At 61.7% G+C, this 20327-nt stretch carries 18 protein-coding genes and 2 pseudogenes; 14 read left to right on the top strand and 6 right to left on the bottom strand.

From position 1 onward, the window contains the following. Positions 1-114 precede the first annotated feature (114 nt). The gene (locus C4Q27_RS03445; protein ID WP_010955036.1) at positions 115-726 is read left to right on the top strand and encodes a TetR/AcrR family transcriptional regulator; all 612 of its coding nucleotides are present in this window, start codon (positions 115-117) and stop codon (positions 724-726) included. 120 nt (positions 727-846) lie between these two features. On the opposite strand, the gene C4Q27_RS03450 is transcribed toward C4Q27_RS03445, so the two are convergent. Then, on the bottom strand, positions 847-1287 hold the full coding sequence (locus C4Q27_RS03450; RefSeq protein WP_010955037.1) for a heme-binding protein: 441 nt from the start codon (positions 1285-1287) through the stop codon (positions 847-849). 257 nt (positions 1288-1544) lie between these two features. Between C4Q27_RS03450 and gcl the strand changes: the two genes are divergently transcribed. The 6 genes from gcl (at position 1545) to C4Q27_RS03480 (ending at position 9210) form a co-directional block, all read left to right on the top strand. After that, positions 1545-3320, top strand: coding sequence for a glyoxylate carboligase (gcl, locus tag C4Q27_RS03455; protein ID WP_010955038.1), 1776 nt, complete (start codon positions 1545-1547; stop codon positions 3318-3320). 54 nt (positions 3321-3374) lie between these two features. Then, a complete protein-coding gene (hyi, locus tag C4Q27_RS03460) occupies positions 3375-4157 on the top strand; it encodes a hydroxypyruvate isomerase (protein ID WP_064493250.1) in 783 nt (260 codons plus the stop codon). Positions 4158-4309: 152 nt separating this feature from the next. Continuing rightward, entirely contained in the window at positions 4310-5203 is an 894-nt protein-coding gene (locus C4Q27_RS03465) for a 2-hydroxy-3-oxopropionate reductase (RefSeq protein ID WP_010955040.1), read from the top strand. Positions 5204-5441: 238 nt separating this feature from the next. After that, positions 5442-6716: a glycerate kinase gene (locus C4Q27_RS03470; protein ID WP_003254348.1), complete on the top strand. Its 1275-nt coding sequence runs from the start codon at positions 5442-5444 to the stop codon at positions 6714-6716. Further along, the gene (gene pyk / locus C4Q27_RS03475; protein ID WP_003254349.1) at positions 6713-8128 is read left to right on the top strand and encodes a pyruvate kinase; all 1416 of its coding nucleotides are present in this window, start codon (positions 6713-6715) and stop codon (positions 8126-8128) included. The genes C4Q27_RS03470 and pyk overlap by 4 nt, the downstream gene beginning before the upstream one ends. A gap of 206 nt (positions 8129-8334) precedes the next feature. After that, positions 8335-9210, top strand: coding sequence for an urea transporter (locus tag C4Q27_RS03480; RefSeq protein ID WP_104886495.1), 876 nt, complete (start codon positions 8335-8337; stop codon positions 9208-9210). Here the strand turns inward: C4Q27_RS03480 and C4Q27_RS29940 are convergent. Continuing rightward, positions 9207-9941: an RHS repeat-associated core domain-containing protein gene (locus C4Q27_RS29940; protein ID WP_104887841.1), complete on the bottom strand. Its 735-nt coding sequence runs from the start codon at positions 9939-9941 to the stop codon at positions 9207-9209. The two genes, C4Q27_RS03480 and C4Q27_RS29940, sit on opposite strands and share 4 nt — an antisense overlap. Before the next feature lie 140 nt (positions 9942-10081). On the opposite strand from C4Q27_RS29940, the pseudogene C4Q27_RS03490 reads away from it, so the two are divergent. Together C4Q27_RS03490 and C4Q27_RS03495 are read left to right on the top strand one after the other, a co-directional pair. Further along, positions 10082-10337: pseudogene (locus C4Q27_RS03490) on the top strand (hypothetical protein); the annotation flags it as partial. 217 nt (positions 10338-10554) lie between these two features. Continuing rightward, positions 10555-10710, top strand: a pseudogene (locus C4Q27_RS03495) (urea transporter); the annotation flags it as partial. A gap of 120 nt (positions 10711-10830) precedes the next feature. Here the strand turns inward: C4Q27_RS03495 and C4Q27_RS29945 are convergent. Further along, complete coding sequence (locus C4Q27_RS29945; RefSeq protein WP_104886496.1) at positions 10831-11568, bottom strand: RHS repeat-associated core domain-containing protein; 738 nt, start codon at positions 11566-11568, stop codon at positions 10831-10833. 154 nt (positions 11569-11722) lie between these two features. Here C4Q27_RS29945 and C4Q27_RS03505 point away from each other — a divergent pair, with 154 nt between their 5' ends. Together C4Q27_RS03505 and C4Q27_RS03515 are read left to right on the top strand one after the other, a co-directional pair. Then, a complete protein-coding gene (locus C4Q27_RS03505; protein ID WP_104886497.1) occupies positions 11723-12544 on the top strand; it encodes an ion transporter in 822 nt (273 codons plus the stop codon). A 209-nt stretch (positions 12545-12753) separates the two neighbouring features. Then, positions 12754-13752, top strand: coding sequence for a sulfate ABC transporter substrate-binding protein (locus tag C4Q27_RS03515; RefSeq protein ID WP_020193435.1), 999 nt, complete (start codon positions 12754-12756; stop codon positions 13750-13752). A gap of 13 nt (positions 13753-13765) precedes the next feature. Here C4Q27_RS03515 and C4Q27_RS03520 read toward each other — a convergent pair whose 3' ends face one another. Together C4Q27_RS03520 and C4Q27_RS03525 are read right to left on the bottom strand one after the other, a co-directional pair. After that, entirely contained in the window at positions 13766-14692 is a 927-nt protein-coding gene (locus tag C4Q27_RS03520; RefSeq protein WP_371919365.1) for a class I SAM-dependent methyltransferase, read from the bottom strand. Positions 14693-14723: 31 nt separating this feature from the next. Beyond that, positions 14724-15647: a DMT family transporter gene (locus C4Q27_RS03525; protein ID WP_104886499.1), complete on the bottom strand. Its 924-nt coding sequence runs from the start codon at positions 15645-15647 to the stop codon at positions 14724-14726. Positions 15648-15780: 133 nt separating this feature from the next. Between C4Q27_RS03525 and C4Q27_RS03530 the strand changes: the two genes are divergently transcribed. From C4Q27_RS03530 to C4Q27_RS03540, 3 genes are all read left to right on the top strand, one after another. Further along, positions 15781-16218, top strand: a complete 438-nt coding sequence (locus tag C4Q27_RS03530) for an Lrp/AsnC family transcriptional regulator (RefSeq protein WP_104886500.1) — start codon at positions 15781-15783, stop codon at positions 16216-16218. A gap of 496 nt (positions 16219-16714) precedes the next feature. After that, positions 16715-18247 carry an NCS1 family nucleobase:cation symporter-1 gene (locus C4Q27_RS03535; RefSeq protein ID WP_047604158.1) on the top strand — a complete coding sequence of 511 codons (1533 nt, stop codon included), beginning with the start codon at positions 16715-16717 and terminating at the stop codon, positions 18245-18247. Positions 18248-18263: 16 nt separating this feature from the next. After that, entirely contained in the window at positions 18264-18992 is a 729-nt protein-coding gene (locus tag C4Q27_RS03540; RefSeq protein ID WP_010955048.1) for an aspartate/glutamate racemase family protein, read from the top strand. A gap of 118 nt (positions 18993-19110) precedes the next feature. Here the strand turns inward: C4Q27_RS03540 and C4Q27_RS03545 are convergent, their stop codons facing one another. After that, a complete protein-coding gene (locus C4Q27_RS03545; protein ID WP_104886501.1) occupies positions 19111-20304 on the bottom strand; it encodes a D-amino acid dehydrogenase in 1194 nt (397 codons plus the stop codon). Between the last annotated feature and the right edge of the window lie 23 nt (positions 20305-20327).

Below are 20327 nucleotides of genomic sequence, written 5' to 3' on the forward strand. Positions count from 1 at the left end.
AAGTCAATGTGCCGGATTCTAGCCCAAAGCCGCTGCCTTGAGCGCCCGTCGAGGCCGGTGCTACCATGCCCGATCCCTCTTAGAGGTGGCCAGACACGAGGAAGATCCCTGACCATGAGCACCATTCGCGAGCGCAACAAGGAATTGATCCTGCGCGCGGCCAGCGAGGAATTCGCCGACAAGGGCTTCGCCGCCACCAAGACCAGCGATATCGCGGCCAAGGCCGGCCTGCCCAAGCCGAACGTGTATTACTACTTCAAGTCCAAGGACAATCTCTACCGCGAGGTCCTTGAAAGCATCATCGCGCCGATCATGCAGGCATCCACGCCGTTCAATGCAGACGGCGACCCGAAGGAAGTGCTGAGTGCGTACATTCGTTCGAAGATTCGCATTTCGCGTGATCTGCCCCATGCGTCCAAGGTGTTCGCCAGCGAGATCATGCATGGCGCGCCGCACCTGTCTCCGAACCAGGTCGAGCAGTTGAACGAACAGGCCCGACACAACATCGAGTGCATCCAGCGCTGGATCGACCGCGGGCAGATCGCCCATGTGGACGCGCATCACCTGATGTTCAGCATCTGGGCAGCGACCCAGACCTATGCCGACTTCGACTGGCAGATTTCTGCGGTGACCGGCAAGGCCAAGTTGGCCGACAGTGATTATGACGCGGCGGCCGAGACCATCATTCGTATGGTCTTGAAAGGTTGTGAGCCTGAGGCAGCCTGAACCATATCGAAGAGCCATTCGCGGGCAAGCCCGCTCCCAGGATCACCACATGCCTGAAGGTTGTGGAGTCCCTGTAGGAGCGGGCTTGCCCGCGAATGGGCCAGAACAGGCAATAGAGATTTAGGCCGCTACCCCAGCATCTGCCCGCAACCCCACCTCCTCGATCGCACTGATCGCACACTGCTCGTCGATATCCGACGTATCGCCGCTGATCCCCACGGCACCCAGCACCTTGCCGTCCTGATCACGAATCAGCACCCCACCCGGCGCCGGCACCACCGGCCGCTCACCCATCCCGTTCAACGCGGCAAAAAAAGCCGGCCGCTGCTGCGCATCCAGCGCCAGCAAGCGCGAGCCCTTGCCCAGGGCAATCGCACCCCAGGCTTTGCCCGTGGCCACTTCAGGCCGAATCAGGCTCGCGCCATCCTCGCGCTGCAGCGCCAGCAGGTGCCCGCCGGCATCCAGCACCGCCACGGTCAGCGGCGCGGCATTGATCTTGCGGCCCGCCACCAGCGCGGCATTCACCAGGCTGACGGCGACTTTCAGGTTAAGAACGTTCATGGAAAGGTCCTCTTCTTGTTGTGAGAAGCCCTAAGGGCAGTTGAAAACCGATCGAACAAATAGAACACAACGAGAGATATTTTTGTATACAATATTTTGAAACGATCGTATGCGATGGCGCAAACCCCCGTTTTCACGGGCGCTCTGACGAAAGCCAGCTTAGCCGATGAAAACCCATTGACCTAAGCCGCCAGGCGTGAATACACTCTGTCGCAAAGCAAGTTGTATACAATTACAAAATCGATGAGGCACAAACCATGAGCAAAATGAGAGCAATCGATGCAGCCGTTCTGGTCATGCGCCGTGAAGGTGTAGATACCGCGTTCGGCATCCCGGGGGCTGCCATCAACCCGTTGTATTCGGCCCTGAAAAAAGTCGGTGGCATCGATCACGTCCTCGCTCGTCACGTCGAAGGTGCCTCGCACATGGCCGAGGGCTACACCCGCGCCAACCCGGGCAACATCGGTGTGTGCATCGGCACTTCCGGCCCTGCCGGCACCGACATGGTCACCGGCCTGTACAGTGCCTCGGCCGACTCCATCCCGATTCTGTGCATCACTGGCCAGGCGCCACGTGCCCGCCTGCACAAGGAAGACTTCCAGGCTGTCGACATCACCAACATCGTCAAGCCAGTAACCAAGTGGGCGACCACCGTTCTGGAGCCAGGCCAGGTGCCTTACGCCTTCCAGAAGGCCTTCTATGAAATGCGTACCGGCCGCCCAGGCCCGGTGCTGATCGACCTGCCGTTCGACGTGCAGATGGCCGAAATCGAATTCGACATCGACGCCTACGAACCGCTGCCCGTGCACAAACCGTCCGCCACACGCGTACAGGCCGAAAAAGCCCTGGCCCTGCTCAATGACGCCGAGCGCCCACTGCTGGTAGCCGGTGGCGGCATCATCAACGCCGACGCCAGCGACAAGCTGGTCGAATTCGCCGAACTGACCGGCGTACCCGTGATCCCGACCCTGATGGGCTGGGGCACCATCCCGGACGACCACGCACAAATGGTCGGCATGGTCGGCCTGCAGACCTCGCACCGCTATGGCAACGCAACCCTGCTGAAATCCGACCTGGTGTTCGGTATCGGTAACCGCTGGGCCAACCGCCACACCGGTTCCGTCGATGTCTACACCGAAGGCCGCAAGTTCGTGCACGTCGACATCGAACCGACCCAGATCGGCCGCGTGTTCACCCCGGACCTGGGCATCGTTTCCGATGCTGGCAAGGCACTGGACGTGTTCCTGGAAGTGGCCCGCGAGTGGAAAGCCGCCGGCAAGCTCAAGTGCCGCAAGGCCTGGCTGGAAGAGTGCCAGGAGCGCAAGTCGAGCCTGCAGCGCAAGACCCACTTCGACAACGTGCCGGTCAAGCCGCAGCGCGTCTACGAAGAAATGAACCAGGTGTTCGGCAAAGACACCTGCTACGTCAGCACCATCGGCCTGTCGCAGATTGCCGGCGCGCAGTTCCTGCATGTGTACAAGCCTCGCCACTGGATCAACTGCGGCCAGGCCGGCCCGCTGGGCTGGACCATCCCTGCTGCGCTGGGCGTGGTCAAAGCCGATCCGAAGCGCAAGGTTGTGGCGCTGTCGGGTGACTACGACTTCCAGTTCATGATCGAAGAACTGGCGGTAGGCGCCCAGTTCAACCTGCCGTACGTCCACGTGCTGGTGAACAACGCCTACCTGGGCCTGATCCGCCAGGCGCAGCGTGGCTTCGACATGGATTACTGTGTACAACTGGCGTTCGAGAACATCAACTCGACCGACGCTGCCACCTACGGTGTCGACCACGTCGCCGTGGTCGAAGGCCTGGGTTGCAAGGCCATCCGTGTGTTCGAGCCAGCAGAAATCGCCCCTGCCCTGATCAAGGCACAGAAGATGGCCGAAGAGTTCCGCGTGCCGGTGGTGGTTGAAGTGATTCTCGAGCGTGTGACCAACATTTCCATGGGCACCGAGATCAACGCGGTCAACGAATTCGAAGACCTGGCTCTGGTCGGCAACGACGCGCCAACCGCCATCTCGCTGCTGGACTGATCGCCTGACGCCCCCAGGCACGCCCTGGGGGCCTTCATCGCAAGGAGACAACTCATGCCTCGCTTCGCTGCCAACCTGTCCATGCTGTTCACCGAACAGGACTTCCTGGCCCGCTTCAAGGCTGCCGCCGATGCTGGTTTCAGCGGCGTCGAATACCTGTTCCCGTACGACTTCAGCGCTGCCGACATCAAGCAGCAGCTGGAGGCCAACGGCCTGACCCAGGTGCTGTTCAACCTGCCGGCCGGCGACTGGGCCAAAGGTGAGCGCGGTATCACCTGCCACCCCGACCGCATCGAAGAGTTCCGTGCCGGTGTCGACAAGGCCATCGAGTACGCCAAGGTGCTGGGCAATACCCAGGTCAACGCCCTGGCCGGCATCCGCCCACAAGGCCCGGACTGCGCCACCGTGCGCAAGACCTTCGTCGAGAACCTGCGCTACGCCGCTGACAAGCTGAAAGCCGCCGGAATCCGTCTGGTCATGGAAATGATCAACACCCGCGACATCCCCGGCTTCTACCTGAACACCACCCAGCAGGCGCTGGAAATCCAGGCCGAAGTGGGCAGCGACAACCTGTTCCTGCAGTACGACATCTACCACATGCAGATCATGGAAGGTGACCTGGCTCGCACCATGGAAGCCAACCTGAAGCTGATCAACCACATCCAGCTGGCCGACAACCCAGGCCGCAATGAACCAGGCACCGGCGAGATCAACTACCGCTTCCTGTTCGAACACCTGGACCGCATCGGCTACCAGGGCTGGGTGGGCGCGGAGTACAAGCCGCTGACCACCACCGAAGCGGGCCTGGGCTGGCTGAAAACCCATAACGCAATCTGAGGAACAACTCGGGACCCTGTGGGAGCGGGCTCGCCCGCGAACACCGGCAAAGCCGGTGCCATCCACCGAGTTGTCTGCTTCGCGGGCGAGCCCGCTCCCACAGGGGGCCAAAGCTTGCTTGAGATATCACAATTACAAAGAGGTAATTTCTCATGGCTAAAATCGGTTTCATCGGCACCGGCATCATGGGCAAGCCCATGGCTCAGAACCTGCAAAAGGCAGGTCACAGCCTGTTCATTTCCACCCACCACGACGCCGCGCCAGCCGACCTGATCGCTGCCGGTGCCGTGGCCCTGGCCAACCCGAAAGAGGTTGCCCAGGAAGCCGAATTCATCATCGTCATGGTCCCCGACACCCCGCAGGTCGAAAGCGTCCTGTTCGGTGAAAACGGCGTGGCCGAAGGCGTTGGTCCGAACAAGGTGGTGATCGACATGAGCTCGATCTCGCCAACCGCCACCAAAGCCTTCGCCGAGAAGATCAAGGCTACCGGTGCCGCCTACCTGGACGCCCCGGTGTCCGGTGGTGAAGTCGGCGCCAAGGCGGCGACCCTGAGCATCATGGTCGGTGGCTGCCCGAACGCCTTCGAGCGCACCCTGCCGCTGTTCGAAGCCATGGGCAAGAACATCACCCGCGTCGGTGGCAACGGTGACGGCCAGACCGCCAAGGTCGCCAACCAGATCATTGTCGCCCTGAACATCCAGGCCGTGGCCGAAGCCCTGCTGTTCGCCGCCAAGAACGGCGCCGACCCTGCCAAGGTGCGCGAAGCACTGATGGGCGGCTTTGCTTCGTCGAAAATCCTCGAAGTGCACGCCGAGCGCATGATCAAGGGCACCTTCGACCCAGGCTTCCGCATCAACCTGCACCAGAAGGACCTGAACCTGGCCCTGCAAGGCGCCAAGGAACTGGGCATCAACCTGCCCAACACTTCCAATGCCCAGCAAGTGTTCAACACCTGCCAGGCCCTGGGCGGCGGCAACTGGGACCACTCGGCGCTGATCAAAGGCCTGGAGCACATGGCCAACTTCTCGATCCGCGACGACAAATAAATCGTTTTTAGCCTCACTGGCCTCTTCGCGGGTAAACCCGCTCCTACCAAAGACCGCACAATCGCTCAGAGCTGTGCATGTAGGAGCGGGCTTGCCCGCGAAGAAGCCAACGCCGTTGAACCTGCGACCACAGGCCCAATGGTGGCATCGAGCAACACCCGCCCCTGGTTCGGCCTGCACGGAGGCAGTTCCAGGGGCGTTTTTGATTCTGCAGAACAACAATAATTGGGAGCCTGCCATGTCGGTCGATCCGCAAAAACTTCTCCGCGAGCTGTTCGACACAGCCATCGCCGCCGCCCACCCCCGTCAAGTCCTCGAACCCTACCTGCCCGCCGATCGCAGCGGCCGGGTTATCGTCATCGGCGCCGGCAAGGCCGCAGCCGCCATGGCCGAAGTGGTCGAGAAAAGCTGGCAGGGCGAAGTCTCCGGCCTGGTCGTGACCCGTTACGGCCACGGCGCCAACTGCCAGAAGATCGAGGTGGTCGAAGCCGCCCACCCGGTCCCGGACGCTGCCGGCCTGGCGGTGGCCAAGCGCGTGCTGGAACTGGTCAGCAACCTCAACGAAGAAGACCGCGTCATCTTCCTGCTGTCTGGCGGTGGCTCGGCGCTGCTGGCCCTGCCTGCCGAAGGCCTGACCCTGGCCGACAAGCAGCAGATCAACAAGGCACTGCTGAAATCCGGCGCCACCATCGGCGAGATGAACTGCGTGCGCAAGCACCTCTCGGCGATCAAGGGCGGGCGCCTGGCCAAGGCCTGCTGGCCGGCCACGGTCTACACCTATGCCATTTCCGATGTACCGGGCGACCTCGCCACGGTAATCGCCTCCGGCCCCACCGTGGCCGACCCGAGCACCTCGGCCGACGCCCTGGCCATCCTCAAACGCTACAACATCGAAGCGCCCAAAGCGGTCATCGACTGGCTGAACAACCCGGCCTCGGAAACCGTCAAGGCCGATGACCCGGCCCTGGCCCGCAGCCACTTCCAGTTGATCGCCAAACCCCAGCAGTCGCTGGAGGCTGCCGCGGTCAAAGCCCGTCAGGCCGGTTTCAGCCCGCTGATTCTCGGCGACCTGGAAGGTGAATCGCGCGAAGTGGCCAAGGTGCATGCTGGTATCGCCCGGCAAATCGTTCAGCACGGCCAGCCGCTCAAAGCGCCCTGCGTGATCCTGTCGGGTGGCGAAACCACCGTGACCGTGCGCGGCAATGGCCGTGGTGGGCGTAACGCCGAGTTCCTGCTCAGCCTCACCGAAAGCCTGAAAGGCCTGCCGGGCGTGTACGCCCTGGCCGGTGACACCGACGGCATCGATGGCTCGGAAGAAAACGCCGGTGCCTTCATGACCCCGGCCAGCTACGCCAGCGCCGAAGCCTTGGGCCTGTCGGCCAGCGACGAGCTGGACAACAACAACGGCTACGGCTACTTCGCCGCGCTGGATGCGCTGATCGTCACCGAACCGACCCGCACCAACGTCAACGACTTCCGCGCCATCCTGATCCTCGAGACTGCCCAATCATGACGCCTGATAAAAAAGTAAAGATCCTCGCCACCCTTGGCCCTGCGATCAACGGCATCGACGATATCCGCCAGCTGGTCGAAGCCGGGGTGAACATCTTCCGCCTCAACTTCAGCCATGGCGAGCATGCCGACCACGCCCTGCGCTACCAGTGGATCCGCGAAGTCGAGCAGCAACTGAACTACCCGCTGGGCATCCTCATGGACCTGCAAGGGCCGAAGCTGCGCGTTGGCCGCTTCGCCGAAGGCAAGGTGCAGTTGCAACGCGGGCAAGCCCTGCGCCTGGACCTGGACAAAACCCCGGGCGACAGCCGCCGGGTCAACCTGCCGCACCCCGAAATCATTGCCGCCCTCGAACCCGGCATGGACCTGCTGCTGGACGACGGCAAACTGCGCCTGCGCGTGACCGCCAAGCACAGCGACGCGATTGACACCGAGGTGCTGAACGGTGGCGAGCTTTCCGACCGCAAGGGCGTCAACGTACCGCAAGCGGTGCTCGACCTCTCCCCGCTCACCGAAAAAGACCGCCGCGACCTGGCCTTTGGCCTGGAACTGGGTGTGGACTGGGTCGCCCTGTCGTTCGTCCAGCGCCCTGAAGACATCGTCGAAGCGCGCCAGCTGATTGGCGACCGCGCCTACCTGATGGCCAAGATCGAGAAACCATCGGCCGTCGAGCAACTGCAAGCCATCGCCGAGCTGGCAGACGCGATCATGGTGGCCCGTGGTGACCTGGGCGTGGAAGTACCGGCCGAAAGCGTGCCGCAGATCCAGAAGCGCATCATCGGCACCTGCCGCCAGCTGGGCAAACCCGTGGTGGTGGCCACGCAGATGCTCGAATCCATGCGTTTCTCGCCAGCGCCAACCCGTGCCGAAGTCACTGACGTGGCCAACGCCGTGGCCGAAGGTGCCGACGCTGTGATGCTGTCGGCCGAGACGGCCTCGGGCGATTACCCGCTGGAAGCTGTGCAGATGATGAGCAAGATCATCCGCCAGGTGGAGAATGGCCCGGACTACCAGGCCCAGCTCGACGTCGGCCGGCCAAAGGCCGAAGCGACCGTGTCGGATGCCATCAGCTGCGCCATCCGCCGCATCAGCGGCATCCTGCCGGTGGCAGTGCTGGTCAACTACAGCGAGTCGGGCGCCTCGACATTGCGGGCTGCACGCGAGCGGCCACGGGCACCGATCCTCAACCTGACGCCGAACCTGAACACCGCACGCCGCCTGAGCGTGGCTTGGGGTGTGCATTCGGTGGTCAACGACCGCCTGCGTCAGGTGGACGAGGTGGTTTCCACTGCCCTGGAGATTGCCCAGGCGCAAGGCATGGCCAGCCGTGGCGACACGCTGCTGATCACCGCTGGCGTGCCTTTCGGCAAGCCGGGTACGACTAACACGCTGCGGATCGAGACTTTGATCTGAGATTGCCGGGGGCGCGTTGCGCCCCTTTCGCGACACAAGGCCGCTCCCACAGGGCCGCGCTGGCACAAGGAAATGCGATCCCTGTGGGAGCGGCCTTGTGTCGCGTTTGGAGGGCAAAGCCCTCCCCGAATACCGCTCTACCCGACCGCGGAAAACCGAGGCCCAAAGAGGCCCACCGCTCCCCCATCAACCTCACTGACTGCCCCATGTACACCAAAAATTTCGTCAACCCGTGCCCCGACTGGGCCACGGCGTTACTCAACGGCTTCAGCCAGGTGCTGCTGCTGCGCAACCCCCTGTGCGGCCTGTGCTGCCTGCTGGCCATCCTGCTGACAGCACCCAACCTGGTCGGCGGCGCGCTGCTTGGCGCCCTGGCCGGCCTGCTCACCGCCCAGGCACGCGGCTATGACCGTGCCGACCGCCAGGCCGGGCTTTACTGCTACAACGGCGTACTGATCGGCATCCTGATCAGCGCCGTGCTGCCCTGGTCGGCCATATTGCCCCCCCTGATCATCGCCGCCGGCGGCCTGTCCAGCATCATCACCCACCAGTGGCGCAAGCGCGGCGGCAAGTTGCTGGTCGCCTACACCGCCCCCTTCGTCATGCTCGGCTGGGCCACACTGCTAATCGCCAGCCCCTCGCCCAGCGGCTTCGTCGAAGCTGACCCGCTGTATGCGTTGGCCCGCGGCATAGGCCAGATCTTCCTGCTCGACCAGCCCTTGGCCGGGTTGCTGATCATCGTCGGCATGTTCATCGCCAATCCCTATGCGGCGCTGTGGGCGGTGATCGGCTCGGCCATTGGCGGCGGGGTGGCGCTGCTCGCCGATCGACCGCAAGCTGCCTGGTTGGGGCTATACGGTTTCAACGCAGCCCTGGCGGCACTGGCCTTCAGCAGGCGAGGTGAAAAACCCTGGGTGACCCTGCTGGCGATTGCCCTGGCCTTGCTGCTGCAACCCCTGTTCAAGCTGATGCCTGTGCCCGGCCTGACCGCGCCCTTTGTCGCCGCCTGCTGGCTGATGCATGTAGCTGATCACCTAGGTCACAGGACACAGAAAGACAGCTCACATCGATTACCGAACTAACGGGGGGCAGATATCCACTCCGCCTCTGGCAGCCTAATGGGAGCTGGATCGGGTGCCGAGGAAATACCCTTTGGCGGGCGCGGTGGCGGAGACGGAGACGGAGGTAGAGGACGAAGAGGCTTCGGAAGAGAGCGTAGCGCTAGCTGCTCATCTAGCCTGCTCTGCAGCACTTGATTCTGTTCTTGAAGGCGAACGTTGTCTGCTTGAGAGCGCTCCAACTGTTTCCGAGTAGCGCCCAAACCATCAACCTTGACCACCGTAAACCGACCATCCTTACCTCTGGAAATTTCGTATCCAGCACTACCAATACCCAAGCTGTAAGCTTCAGAGCTGTTCGCGAAATGATTCTTCACTCCCCTTTTGAAAATTTTCGGTATGCCGAAGCGCTTAAACTCAGCAGTTAGCCCAGTTTTCACACGTTTCATCTGACCTGACGGGTCAGAGCTGTTTATCGGATCACCCTCACAATAACAGTAAGCATTCAGCCCACCATTCCCAAAAGGGCTTAAACCATCCGGGCTGTAAAAACGCATAAAAATGGGGCTATAGAATCGGTGACCATTGCCCAGCGCATAGGCTTGCAAGATGCCATCGTGCCGTTCGCCATTGAAACCCAATGAAGGAATCGGCCAATTCAGTGAATACCCATAAGCTGCGTATGACCGTATCCACTTCGTCTGAGCACGCTCAACAGCAATTTGCTCGGGTAACTGTCCACTCTGCAGTTTCATGCTCGCCTCCCCCCTGACCCTACGGGATTCTGCCCCAGCCAATCCGATCCGGAGAACTAGCAATTTTAACAGTTCATTCGTTGCAGCCTTGGGCAAAGACCCTCTAGGCTTTCCGCTTTGCCTTCGGAACCCGCTACATCATGGTCTTCCAGACCGACACCCTAGCCGGTCGCCGCTTCGACAAGATCCTGCTGTTGATCATCCTGGCCAGCCTGGTCACGGTGATCCTCGACAGCATCGACGAAGTGCACCAGAGCTAAGCCGGCTTACTGGCCGCCATCTGTACTCAAGCTCAGCCCGTACCTCAAGCAGACCCATTACCTGATGGAGGCGCTGCGCGGCAGCAAGCAGAAGAACATCGTGTTCCTGGTGAGGCGGCGTTCTGTTCTCGCTGTGGGAATGGGTTGTTTCCCAAAGCGTGATAGCGCCTGCGCCGCCTATTCGCGGGCCGCTCCGACAGGGCCGCGCTGGCACAAGGAAATGCAATCCCTGTGGGAGCGGCCTTGTGTCGCGATTGGAGGGCAAAGCCCTCCCCGAATACCGCTCTACCCGACCGCGGAAAACCGAGGCCCAAAGAGGCCCACCGCCCCCCATCAACCTCACTGACTGCCCCATGTACACCAAACATTTCGTCAACCCGTGCCCCGATCGAGCCACGGCGTTACTCAACGGCTTCAGCCAGGTGCTGCTGCACACCCCCCTGGCCATCCTGCTGACCGCGCCCAACCTGATCGGCGGCGCCCTGTTTGTTGCCCTAGCCGGTCTGCTGGCGAACGCCCTGGCCTTGCTGCCGCAACCGCTGTCCGGCCTTCTACCTATGGCAGCGCTGATCGCACCATTTGTAGTTGCCTGCTGGTTAATGCATGTAGGTGACAGTGCGTTTACTCAGCTAAGCCTCAGAAGAATCAATCGTCGCGTCGATAGGCAAGTTAGCTCTTAAATTCGCCCCTGCAGCCGGTAGTTGAGGGTGTTGTGGAGTAATCGGTGGCATTGCGCTGGTTTTTTCTTTAGGAACAAGATCCATTGTTGATGAAAAACCCCTGCCAACCGGCATCATAGGAACATGGTCGAGACTCACTTCAATGCCATTTTTTTGGTATTTAGCAGGATTCGACCGCAAATCGAAACTGGTTCTAGACGCATAAGAGAAGCTCCCGTCCACTACATTCACCTCAATATAAGATGAACCTACCTTTACCGTAAATCTAAACGTTCCTTTCTGCTCGGCAATCGCCTGCATCGGCTCGCGTAAGAACTTCTTGGCTCTCGTCCGCTGCGCCAAGTTCACATTCTTCTGCTTCATGAACTTACCGAAACCGGTTTTTACTCCTGCGTTGCCTGAGGGGTCGGTATGGTTCACAGGATCTCCACCGCAATACATGTATGCATTCACGCCACCTCTGCCAAAGGGGCTCAAACTGTCTGGACTGGAAAAACGCATAAGTGCAGGATTGAACAGCCGCTTCCCACTGCCCAGCAGATACCCCTGCGTTCCTCTCTCCAACCACTGCCCATTGAACGCCAAGCGCGTTGCGCTCTCGATGCACTGTAAAAAACCAAATGGTGTGTAAGCTAACAAAGTGTGCCCCAAACGCTGCCGGCTTACTGCTTTTGACTGGTCGTTCATTTCCCGCCTCGCTGTCAATGAAATACCCAGTCTTATACTGAGGCCTCGACGAGAACCTTAGTACTGGCATTTTTAGCAGGTGACATGATTCACCTTTCCGTAGCAGGCCCTGTGCATCTAGTCTTGCATCTCAAGCTTTCGGAACCTGCACTTCATGACCGCACCTCTGCCTTTACGCGAACGCCTCTACATCATGGTCTTCCAGACCGACACCGTAGCAGGCCGCCGCTTCGACAAGATCCTCCTGCTGATCATCCTGGCCAGCCTGGTCACCGTCATTCTCGACAGCATCGACGAGGTGCACCAAGGCTACGCCGGCCTGCTGGCCGGCATCGAGTGGGGCTTTACCGCGATCTTCCTGGCCGAATACATCACCCGCCTGTACTGCTCGCCCAAGCCGTTGCGCTATGCCTTCAGTTTCTACGGTCTGGTCGATTTACTGGCGATCGTGCCGGGGATCCTCGCGCTGTACTACAGCGACGCCCAGTACCTGCTCATCATCCGGGTCATCCGGATGCTGCGGATCTTCCGTGTACTCAAGCTCAGCCCGTACCTAAAGCAGGCCAACTACCTGATGGAGGCACTGCGCGGCAGCAAGCAGAAGATCATCGTGTTCTTGGTCAGCGTATCGACCCTGGTAACGGTGTTCGGCACGCTGATGTACGTGATCGAAGGGCCTGAGCATGGCTTTACCAGCATCCCCAAAGGCATCTACTGGGCCATCGTTACCCTGACCACAGTGGGCTTTGGCGACATCGTGCCGAAGACCCCGCTGGGGCAGGTGCTGTCGTCGCTGGTGATGATTACCGGTTACTCGATCATTGCCGTGCCGACCGGCATCTTTACCGCCGAGCTGGCCAATGCCATGCGTGGGGAGCAGCTGCAGCATGATTGCCCGACCTGCCACAAGAAGACCCACGAGCAGGGGGCAGCGTTCTGTTCTCGCTGTGGGAATGGGTTGTTTCCCAAAGCGTGACAGCGCCTGCGCCGGCCTCTTCGCGGGTAAACCCGCCCCTACAACAGGCCCGGACCGTGCGCGGTCCCCGTAGGAGCGGGTTTACCCGCGAAGAGGCCGGCACAGGCAGAAGCATAACCAAAGCATTTTTTGTTCTTTAACCCGTATAAACCCACCCGCTATAGTCGCAGGCAATCTGCCCCAACACCCTTCAAGAACAAGGAAGCAACGTGAAAAAACTCTTCACCGCCTCGCTGCTCGCCGCAGGCCTGGCCCTGGGCAACCTCGCCCAGGCCGCCCCCACCCTGCTCAACGTTTCCTACGACGTGATGCGCGACTTTTACAAGGACTACAACCCGGCCTTCCAGAAGCACTGGGAAGCCGAGCACAATGAGAAGGTCAACGTGCAGATGTCCTTCGGCGGCTCGAGCAAGCAGGCCCGTGCGGTGATCGATGGCCTGCCGGCCGATGTCATCACCATGAACATGGCCACCGACATCAACGCCCTGGCCGACAATGGCAAGCTGGTACCCGACAACTGGGTAACCCGCCTGCCGAACAACAGCGCGCCGTTCACCTCGGCCACTGTGTTCATCGTGCGCAAGGGCAACCCGAAAGCCCTGAAAGACTGGCCCGACCTGCTCAAGGACGGTGTCCAGGTGATCGTGCCCAACCCGAAAACCTCGGGTAATGGCCGCTATACCTACCTGTCGGCCTGGGGCTACGTACTCAAGCAAGGTGGCGATGAAAGCAAAGCCCGCGACTTCGTCGGCAAGCTGTTCAAGCAGGCACCCGTGCTGGACACCGGTGGCCGTGCCGCCACCACCACGTTCATGACCAACCAGATCGGTGACGTGCTGGTCACCTTCGAGAACGAAGCCGAGATGATCGCCCGCGAGTTCGGCCGCGACCAGTTCGAAGTGGTCTACCCAAGCGTATCGGCCGAAGCCGAGCCACCGGTGACGGTGGTCGACAAGGTGGTGGCTAGGAAAGGCACCCAGGCCGTGGCCGAGGAATACCTGAAGTACCTGTGGTCACCAGCAGCCCAGGAGATCGCCGCCAACAACTACCTGCGCCCGCGTGATGCGACGGTACTGGCCAAGTACACCGACCGCTTCCCGAAAGTGGACTTCCTGTCGGTGGAGAAAACCTTCGGTGACTGGCGTACCGTGCAGAAGACCCACTTCAATGATGGTGGGGTGTTTGACCAGATCTATACCGGTCAGTAACGCACAAGCAACATCAAACCCGGCGGAACACCAAGGCCTTCAGCCCCCCCGCCGGGTCAACGTCCGGAAACTCCGGCGGGTTTTCCAGGCGCTCGACATAAGCCAACGAAGGCGCCTGCTCTGCCATGCCTTCAATCAGAAACTCAGGCCCGATCCCCGGGTCGTTGACACACGCCAGCACCGTCCCGCCTTCGCTCAACAACTCCGGCAAACGCCGCAGGATCTTTGCGTAATCCTGGGTCAGCACAAAGCTGCCACGCTGGAAGGTCGGCGGGTCGATGATGATCAGGTCATAAGGCCCGTACTTACGCACCTTGCCCCACGACTTGAACAGTTCATGCCCCAGGTACGCCACCCGTGATGCATCGTGGCCATTGAGGCGATGGTTGTCCCGGCCTCGCGACAGGGCCGACTTGGCCATGTCCAGGTTCACCACCTGCTCAGCGCCGCCGGCAATCGCTGCCACGGAAAAGCCGCAGGTATAAGCGAACAGGTTCAGCACACGCTTGCCCGCCGCCTGCTCGCGCACCCAACGGCGGCCATAGCGCATGTCGAGGAACAGGCCATTGTTTTGCCGCACGCCCAAGTCCAGCAGGTAGGTCAGGCCGTCCTCGATCACTTCGCGTTGCTGGCACGGCTCGCCCAGCAGCCACTGGCCCGGGCTGTCGGGCAGGTAGCGGTGCTGGATGATGACTGCCTGACCCGTCCACTGCGGGCGCTCGGCCAAGCTGCGCAGCATGGCTTCCAGTTCGGCGAGGAGGCCTTCGGCCGGCTCACGGAACAAGGCGACCGACAGCACGCCCTGCAGCCAGTCGACGGTCACCTGCTCCAGGCCCTGCCAGCAGCGGCCGCGGCCGTGAAACAGGCGGCGGGTTTCCTGTGGGGCAGGGTCGAGGGCGGCAAGCAGGTGTTGCTCAAGGGTGTCGATGGGCGAGGTCATGGCGGATCGCAGGCTGGCAAAAAGCGGCATTCTACCTTGCGGGCCTCTTCGCGGGTAAACCCGCGCCTACAGGATGGCGCGCCGAGCGGAACCACCACCCCTGCTGCATGCCCGCTGCCGCCAGCAGGATCAACCCCACGCCCAGCCACTGCAGCGGCGCCAGGCGGTGCCCGAACGCCACCCAGTCCACCAGAATTGCCGCAATCGGGTAAATGAACGACAGCGCACCGGTCAAGGCCGTGGGCAAACGCTGGATGGCGCTGTACAACAGCACATACATCAGGCCGGTGTGCACCATCCCCAGTGTCAACAAGCTGGCCAAGGCCGGCACTTCGACCGGCAACCCGCCAAGCGTGACCCATGGCGCCAGCAGCAACACACCCGTGGTTACCTGAATCAACGCAATCAGGTGCGGGGGCGTGCCACTCAGGCGCTTGATGATCAAGGCCGCGATTGCATACAGAAACGCCGCCCCCAGCGCCAGGGCAATCCCCAGCAGATAGTCCTCGCCATTACTTTGCCCAGCGCCGTGGGCACTGACGATGGCCAGCATGCCGAGGAACGCCACACTCAGCCAGGTCACCTTGGCCAACGTGATCCTTTCGCCCAGAAACAGCGCCGCCAGCCCCACCAACATGAACGGCTGCACGTTGTAAACCGCCGTGCCAATGGCAATCGACGCCCGTGCGTACGAAGCGAACAACAGCAGCCAGTTGCCGACAATGGCCACCCCGCTGGCAATCGCCAGCAAAAATGCCGTGCGGCTGATCACGCCCGGTCGCAGAAAGCCAAACGCGGCGCAAATCGCCAGCAAGGTCACGGCACCGAACACGCAGCGCCAGAACACCACATCCAGCACCGGCTGGCCGGACACCAGCACGAACCAGCCAATGGTCCCGGAAATCAGCATGGCGGCGACCATTTCCAGCGAGCCGCGGCGCAATGAACTGTCCATCTCAAACCTCCCTTTGATAATGGCCACAGTATGCAAAGGCGGCAGCCTGGCCATCCAGCGGATAACCAAGGCATTTTCGCCAACCTGCCTTTACTATCAAGGCAGATAACACGAACTACCTGATGAGGTGAGCATGACCGATGCCATTGACCAAGTATTGATCAACGCACTGATGGAGGACTCGCGCCGCTCGCTCAAGGCTCTGGCGCAGGTCAGCGGGCTGTCCGCACCCAGCGTCAGCGAGCGCCTGCGGCGGCTGGAAGAGCGTGGCGTGCTGCGCGGCTATACCGTGGAGGTCGACCCACGCGCCTTTGGCTACCAGTTGCAGGCGATCGTGCGTATCCGTCCGTTGCCGGGGAAGCTGCAAGAAGTGGAGCGCCAGATCATTGCCATCCCTGAGTTCACCGAATGCGACAAGGTCATTGGCGAGGACTGCTTCATAGCCCGACTACATGTGCGCTCGATGGAGCAGTTGGACACGCTGCTCGACCTCATGAATGTGCTGGCTGAGACCAATACCGCGATCATCAAGAAGACCCCGGTCAAGCGGCGGTTGCCGCCAATGGATTGATCGGCCCCTGTACTGGCCTCCTCGCAGTCGTGCTCGCGAAGAGGCCAGCACAGGAAAAGCTGACTATTTTTTGTACACAAAAACGTAACCATAGGTGCCATTTTTGTGTGCACTTTCTTCAGTAGCGCCCCAATTCGTTACACACTTTCCTCCCTTTATTTTGACCAAATGATCAACTAATCAATCTTTCAAAAATTTAAACTTGTTCATACGGTCAACTTATATTCTCTGTATTTCATTAACTTACCTTTTAACAAGATAAGTTCGAAATCATCGCCTGTTGAAACCTGCTCTTCCCTTGGCATGGAACTCGCTTTTGTGTGTTCGTGTTTTGTATACAACTTAAACAAAACATAGATACACAAGAATCCGCGACGCCGACCCAATGTCAGCCGCCGCGCCCACAACCCTGTGATGCCAACGCTGCACCGACGAGATGGCGAGCCCGTGCGCATGCCCGCTCATCGCAGTCCAAGTGCATCAGGAGCCCGCCGGAATGAGTAGCAGCCTCGACCTTGCCCCTGAACTATCCGTCGCCAGCACACACCCCGCGTCCACGCTTGCCGGCCACCAGCCGGACCTTGTTCTCAGCCCGCGCCTGCATAACCGCGACCTGGCGCCAACGCGTATGGAAGGCCGTCGCTGGGGCGGCTACAGCATCTTCGCGCTGTGGACAAACGATGTGCACAATATCGCCAACTATTCGTTCGCCATGGGCTTGTTCGCCCTCGGCCTGGGCGGCTGGCAAATTCTGCTGTCGCTGGCCATCGGCGCGGCACTGGTGTACTTCTTCATGAACCTGTCGGGTTACATGGGGCAGAAAACCGGGGTACCGTTCCCGGTCATCAGCCGCATTGCCTTCGGCATCCACGGCGCGCAGATCCCGGCGCTGATCCGTGCCGTCATCGCCATCGCCTGGTTCGGCATCCAGACCTACCTGGCATCGGTGGTGCTGCGCGTGCTGCTCACCGCCGTGTGGCCGCAACTGGCAGCCTACGACCACGACAGCATCCTCGGCCTGTCGAGCCTGGGCTGGGTGTGTTTCGTGTCGATCTGGCTGGTGCAGCTGGTGATCCTGGCCTACGGCATGGAGATGGTGCGCCGTTACGAGGCCTTTGCCGGGCCTGTGATCCTGCTGACCGTCGCCGCACTGGCGGTGTTCATGTACTTCAAGGCCGATGCGCGCATTGCCTGGTCGGTGGCAACCCCGCTGACCGGCTACGAGATGTGGCGCAACATCTTTGCCGGCGGCGCACTGTGGCTGGCGATCTACGGCACCCTGGTGCTGAACTTCTGTGACTTCGCCCGCTCCTCGCCTTGCCGCAAGACCATCCGCGTGGGCAACTTCTGGGGCCTGCCGGTAAACATCCTGGTATTCGCCGTGATCACCGTGGTGCTGTGCGGCGCGCAATTCCAGATCAACGGCCAGATCATCGACAGCCCGACGCAGATCGTTGCCGCCATACCCAGCACGCCATTCCTGGTGCTCGGCTGCCTGGCCTTCCTGATCGTCACCGTGGCGGTGAACATCATGGCCAACTTCGTCGCCCCGGCCTTCGTACTCAGCAACCTGGCGCCGCGCCACCTGAACTTCCGCCGTGCCGGGCTGATCAGCGCCACCCTGGCGGTGCTGATCCTGCCCTGGAACCTGTACAACAGCCCGCTGGTGATCGTGTACTTCCTGTCGGGCCTGGGCGCCCTGCTCGGCCCGCTGTACGGCGTGATCATGTCCGACTACTGGTTGCTGCGCAAAGGCTGCATCAACGTGCCGGAGCTGTATACCGAGCACCCGGCCGGCGCCTATCACTACAGCAAGGGCATCAACCTGCGCGCCGTGGCCGCCTTCGTGCCGGCCGCACTGCTGGCCATCGTGCTGGCCCTGGTGCCCAACTTCCAGGGCATCGCGCCGTTCTCCTGGCTGATTGGTGCCGGCATCGCCGCCGCCCTGTACCTGCTTATCGCGCCACGTAACCGCCATTACCACGACGTCAGCGGCGAGTGCATCGCCGTCGACCACAGCGGCCATTGATCAAGGAGGACTGCCCATGCGTATTCTGATCGCCAACGTCAACACTACCGAAGCCATCACCCACGCCATTGCCGAACAGGCCCGTGCGGTGGCCGCACCCGGTACCGAAATCGTCGGCCTGACACCCTGGTTTGGCGCCGAATCGGTGGAGGGCAATTTCGAGAGCTACCTCGCGGCCATCGCGGTGATGGACCGGGTACTGGCCTTTGAAGGGCCTTACGATGCCGTGATCCAGGCCGGTTATGGCGAGCATGGCCGCGAAGGCCTGCAGGAACTGCTCAACGTGCCTGTGGTGGACATTACCGACGCCGCCGCCAGCACGGCAATGTACCTGGGCCACGCCTATTCCGTAGTAACCACGCTTGACCGCACCGTGCCACTGATCGAGGACCGCCTGAAGCTCTCGGGCCTGTATGACCGCTGCGCCTCGGTGCGAGCCAGCGGGCTGGCGGTGCTGGAACTGGAAGCCGACCCGCTGCGGGCCGTGGAGGCGATTGTCGAGCAGGCCGAACGCGCCGTGCGCGACGACAAGGCCGAGGTGATCTGCCTGGGTTGTGGCGGCATGGCCGGGCTGGACGAGCAGATTCGCCAACGCACCGGCGTGCCGGTGGTGGATGGTGTGAGTGCAGCGGTGACCATTGCCGAATCGCTGGTGCGCATGGGTTTGAGCACGTCCAAAGTGCGCACCTATGCGACGCCACGGGCGAAGAAAGTGGTGGGCTGGCCGATGCGCTTCGGCCGCTAGACATCCTTCGCCTGTACCGGCCTCTTCGCGGCTGAAGCCGCGCCTACAGAACCACCACCCGCCTGAATACCGTGGGGTCCTCGTAGGAGCGGCTTTAGCCGCGAAGAGGCCGGCCCGCTTAACGCATCATCTCGGCCAAGCGCTGCGCACTGCCACAGGCCAAGGTGAATCCCAACGCCCCATGCCCCAGGTTCAGCCACAGGTTGCGGTACACTGTCCCACCTATGATCGGCACCCCGGTCGGTGTCGCGGGTCGCATCCCCGCCCACTCCACCGCCTGGCCATAATCCGCCGCCCTTGGCAGCGTCTCCAGCGCCAGCCGCCGCATGCTCTGCAAACGGCGCATGTCCACCGACTCGTCGAAGCCGACAATGTCCACCATCGCCGCTACCCGCAGCTGCTGCCCCAGGCGTGCATAGACAATCTTGCGCTCATAGTCGGTAAGGCTCACCTCCGGGGGCAGATGCCCGGCGCTGATCGGCGCGGTCAGGCTGTAGCCCTTCAACGGGTAAACCGGTATCTGCACCCCCGGTAATGCCAAGCCTGGGCCGCGATGCCCGGCACACAGCACCAACTGCTCCACGTCCAGCTGCTGATCGCCCAGTTGCAGTGCCACGACCTGGCCCTGGCGCTGAACCAATTGCGTCACCGGCCGGCCAAGCAGGAAACGGCACTGGCCCGACGCGCGCAACAGCGCCTCCAGCCGCAAGCAAAACACGTGGCAATCGCCAACCTCTTCGCCCGCCGTGAACACGCCCCCCACAAACGGTGCGCCATCCAGGGCAGGCTCCAGCCCGCGCAGCTCGGCAGCCGCCAGCACCTGCTGACTGGCCGGGTCCGTCAACTGTTCCCGGCCTTGGGCAAAGGCCCGTTCACTGCGAAAAGCCACCAGCTTGCCATTGCGCCGCCAGGCGAAATCCCCCAGGTTCTGGTGTTCGCGCCACTGCGCCAAAACGGCCTGGCTGTACAGCGCCAGCTCAAGCAAGTGCCCGGCATTACGGCGATTGACGCTACGCCTGCAAGCCAGGGTGAATGCCAGCAGCCAGCGCCACTGGGCCGGGTCCATGCGCAAGCGCAAGCGCAATGGCGACTCGCCCTGCAACAGCCAGCCCAGCGCCTGCCACGGCACCCCGGCATCAGCCAGCGGCGCCACATAGCGATAGGACAATTGCCCGCCATTGGCAAAGCTGGTGGCCGACGCCAGGCTGTCGCGGGCCTCGATCAGATCAACCGACCACCCTTCCCGAACCAGCGCGTAGGCCGTCGCCAGGCCCACCACTCCGCCACCGATCACCGTTACCCGCTGCTTCATCGCTCATCCCTGTTCCGGCTTCC

The sequence above is a fragment of the Pseudomonas sp. SWI36 genome (assembly GCF_002948105.1).
Taxonomy (GTDB): domain Bacteria; phylum Pseudomonadota; class Gammaproteobacteria; order Pseudomonadales; family Pseudomonadaceae; genus Aquipseudomonas; species Aquipseudomonas alloputida.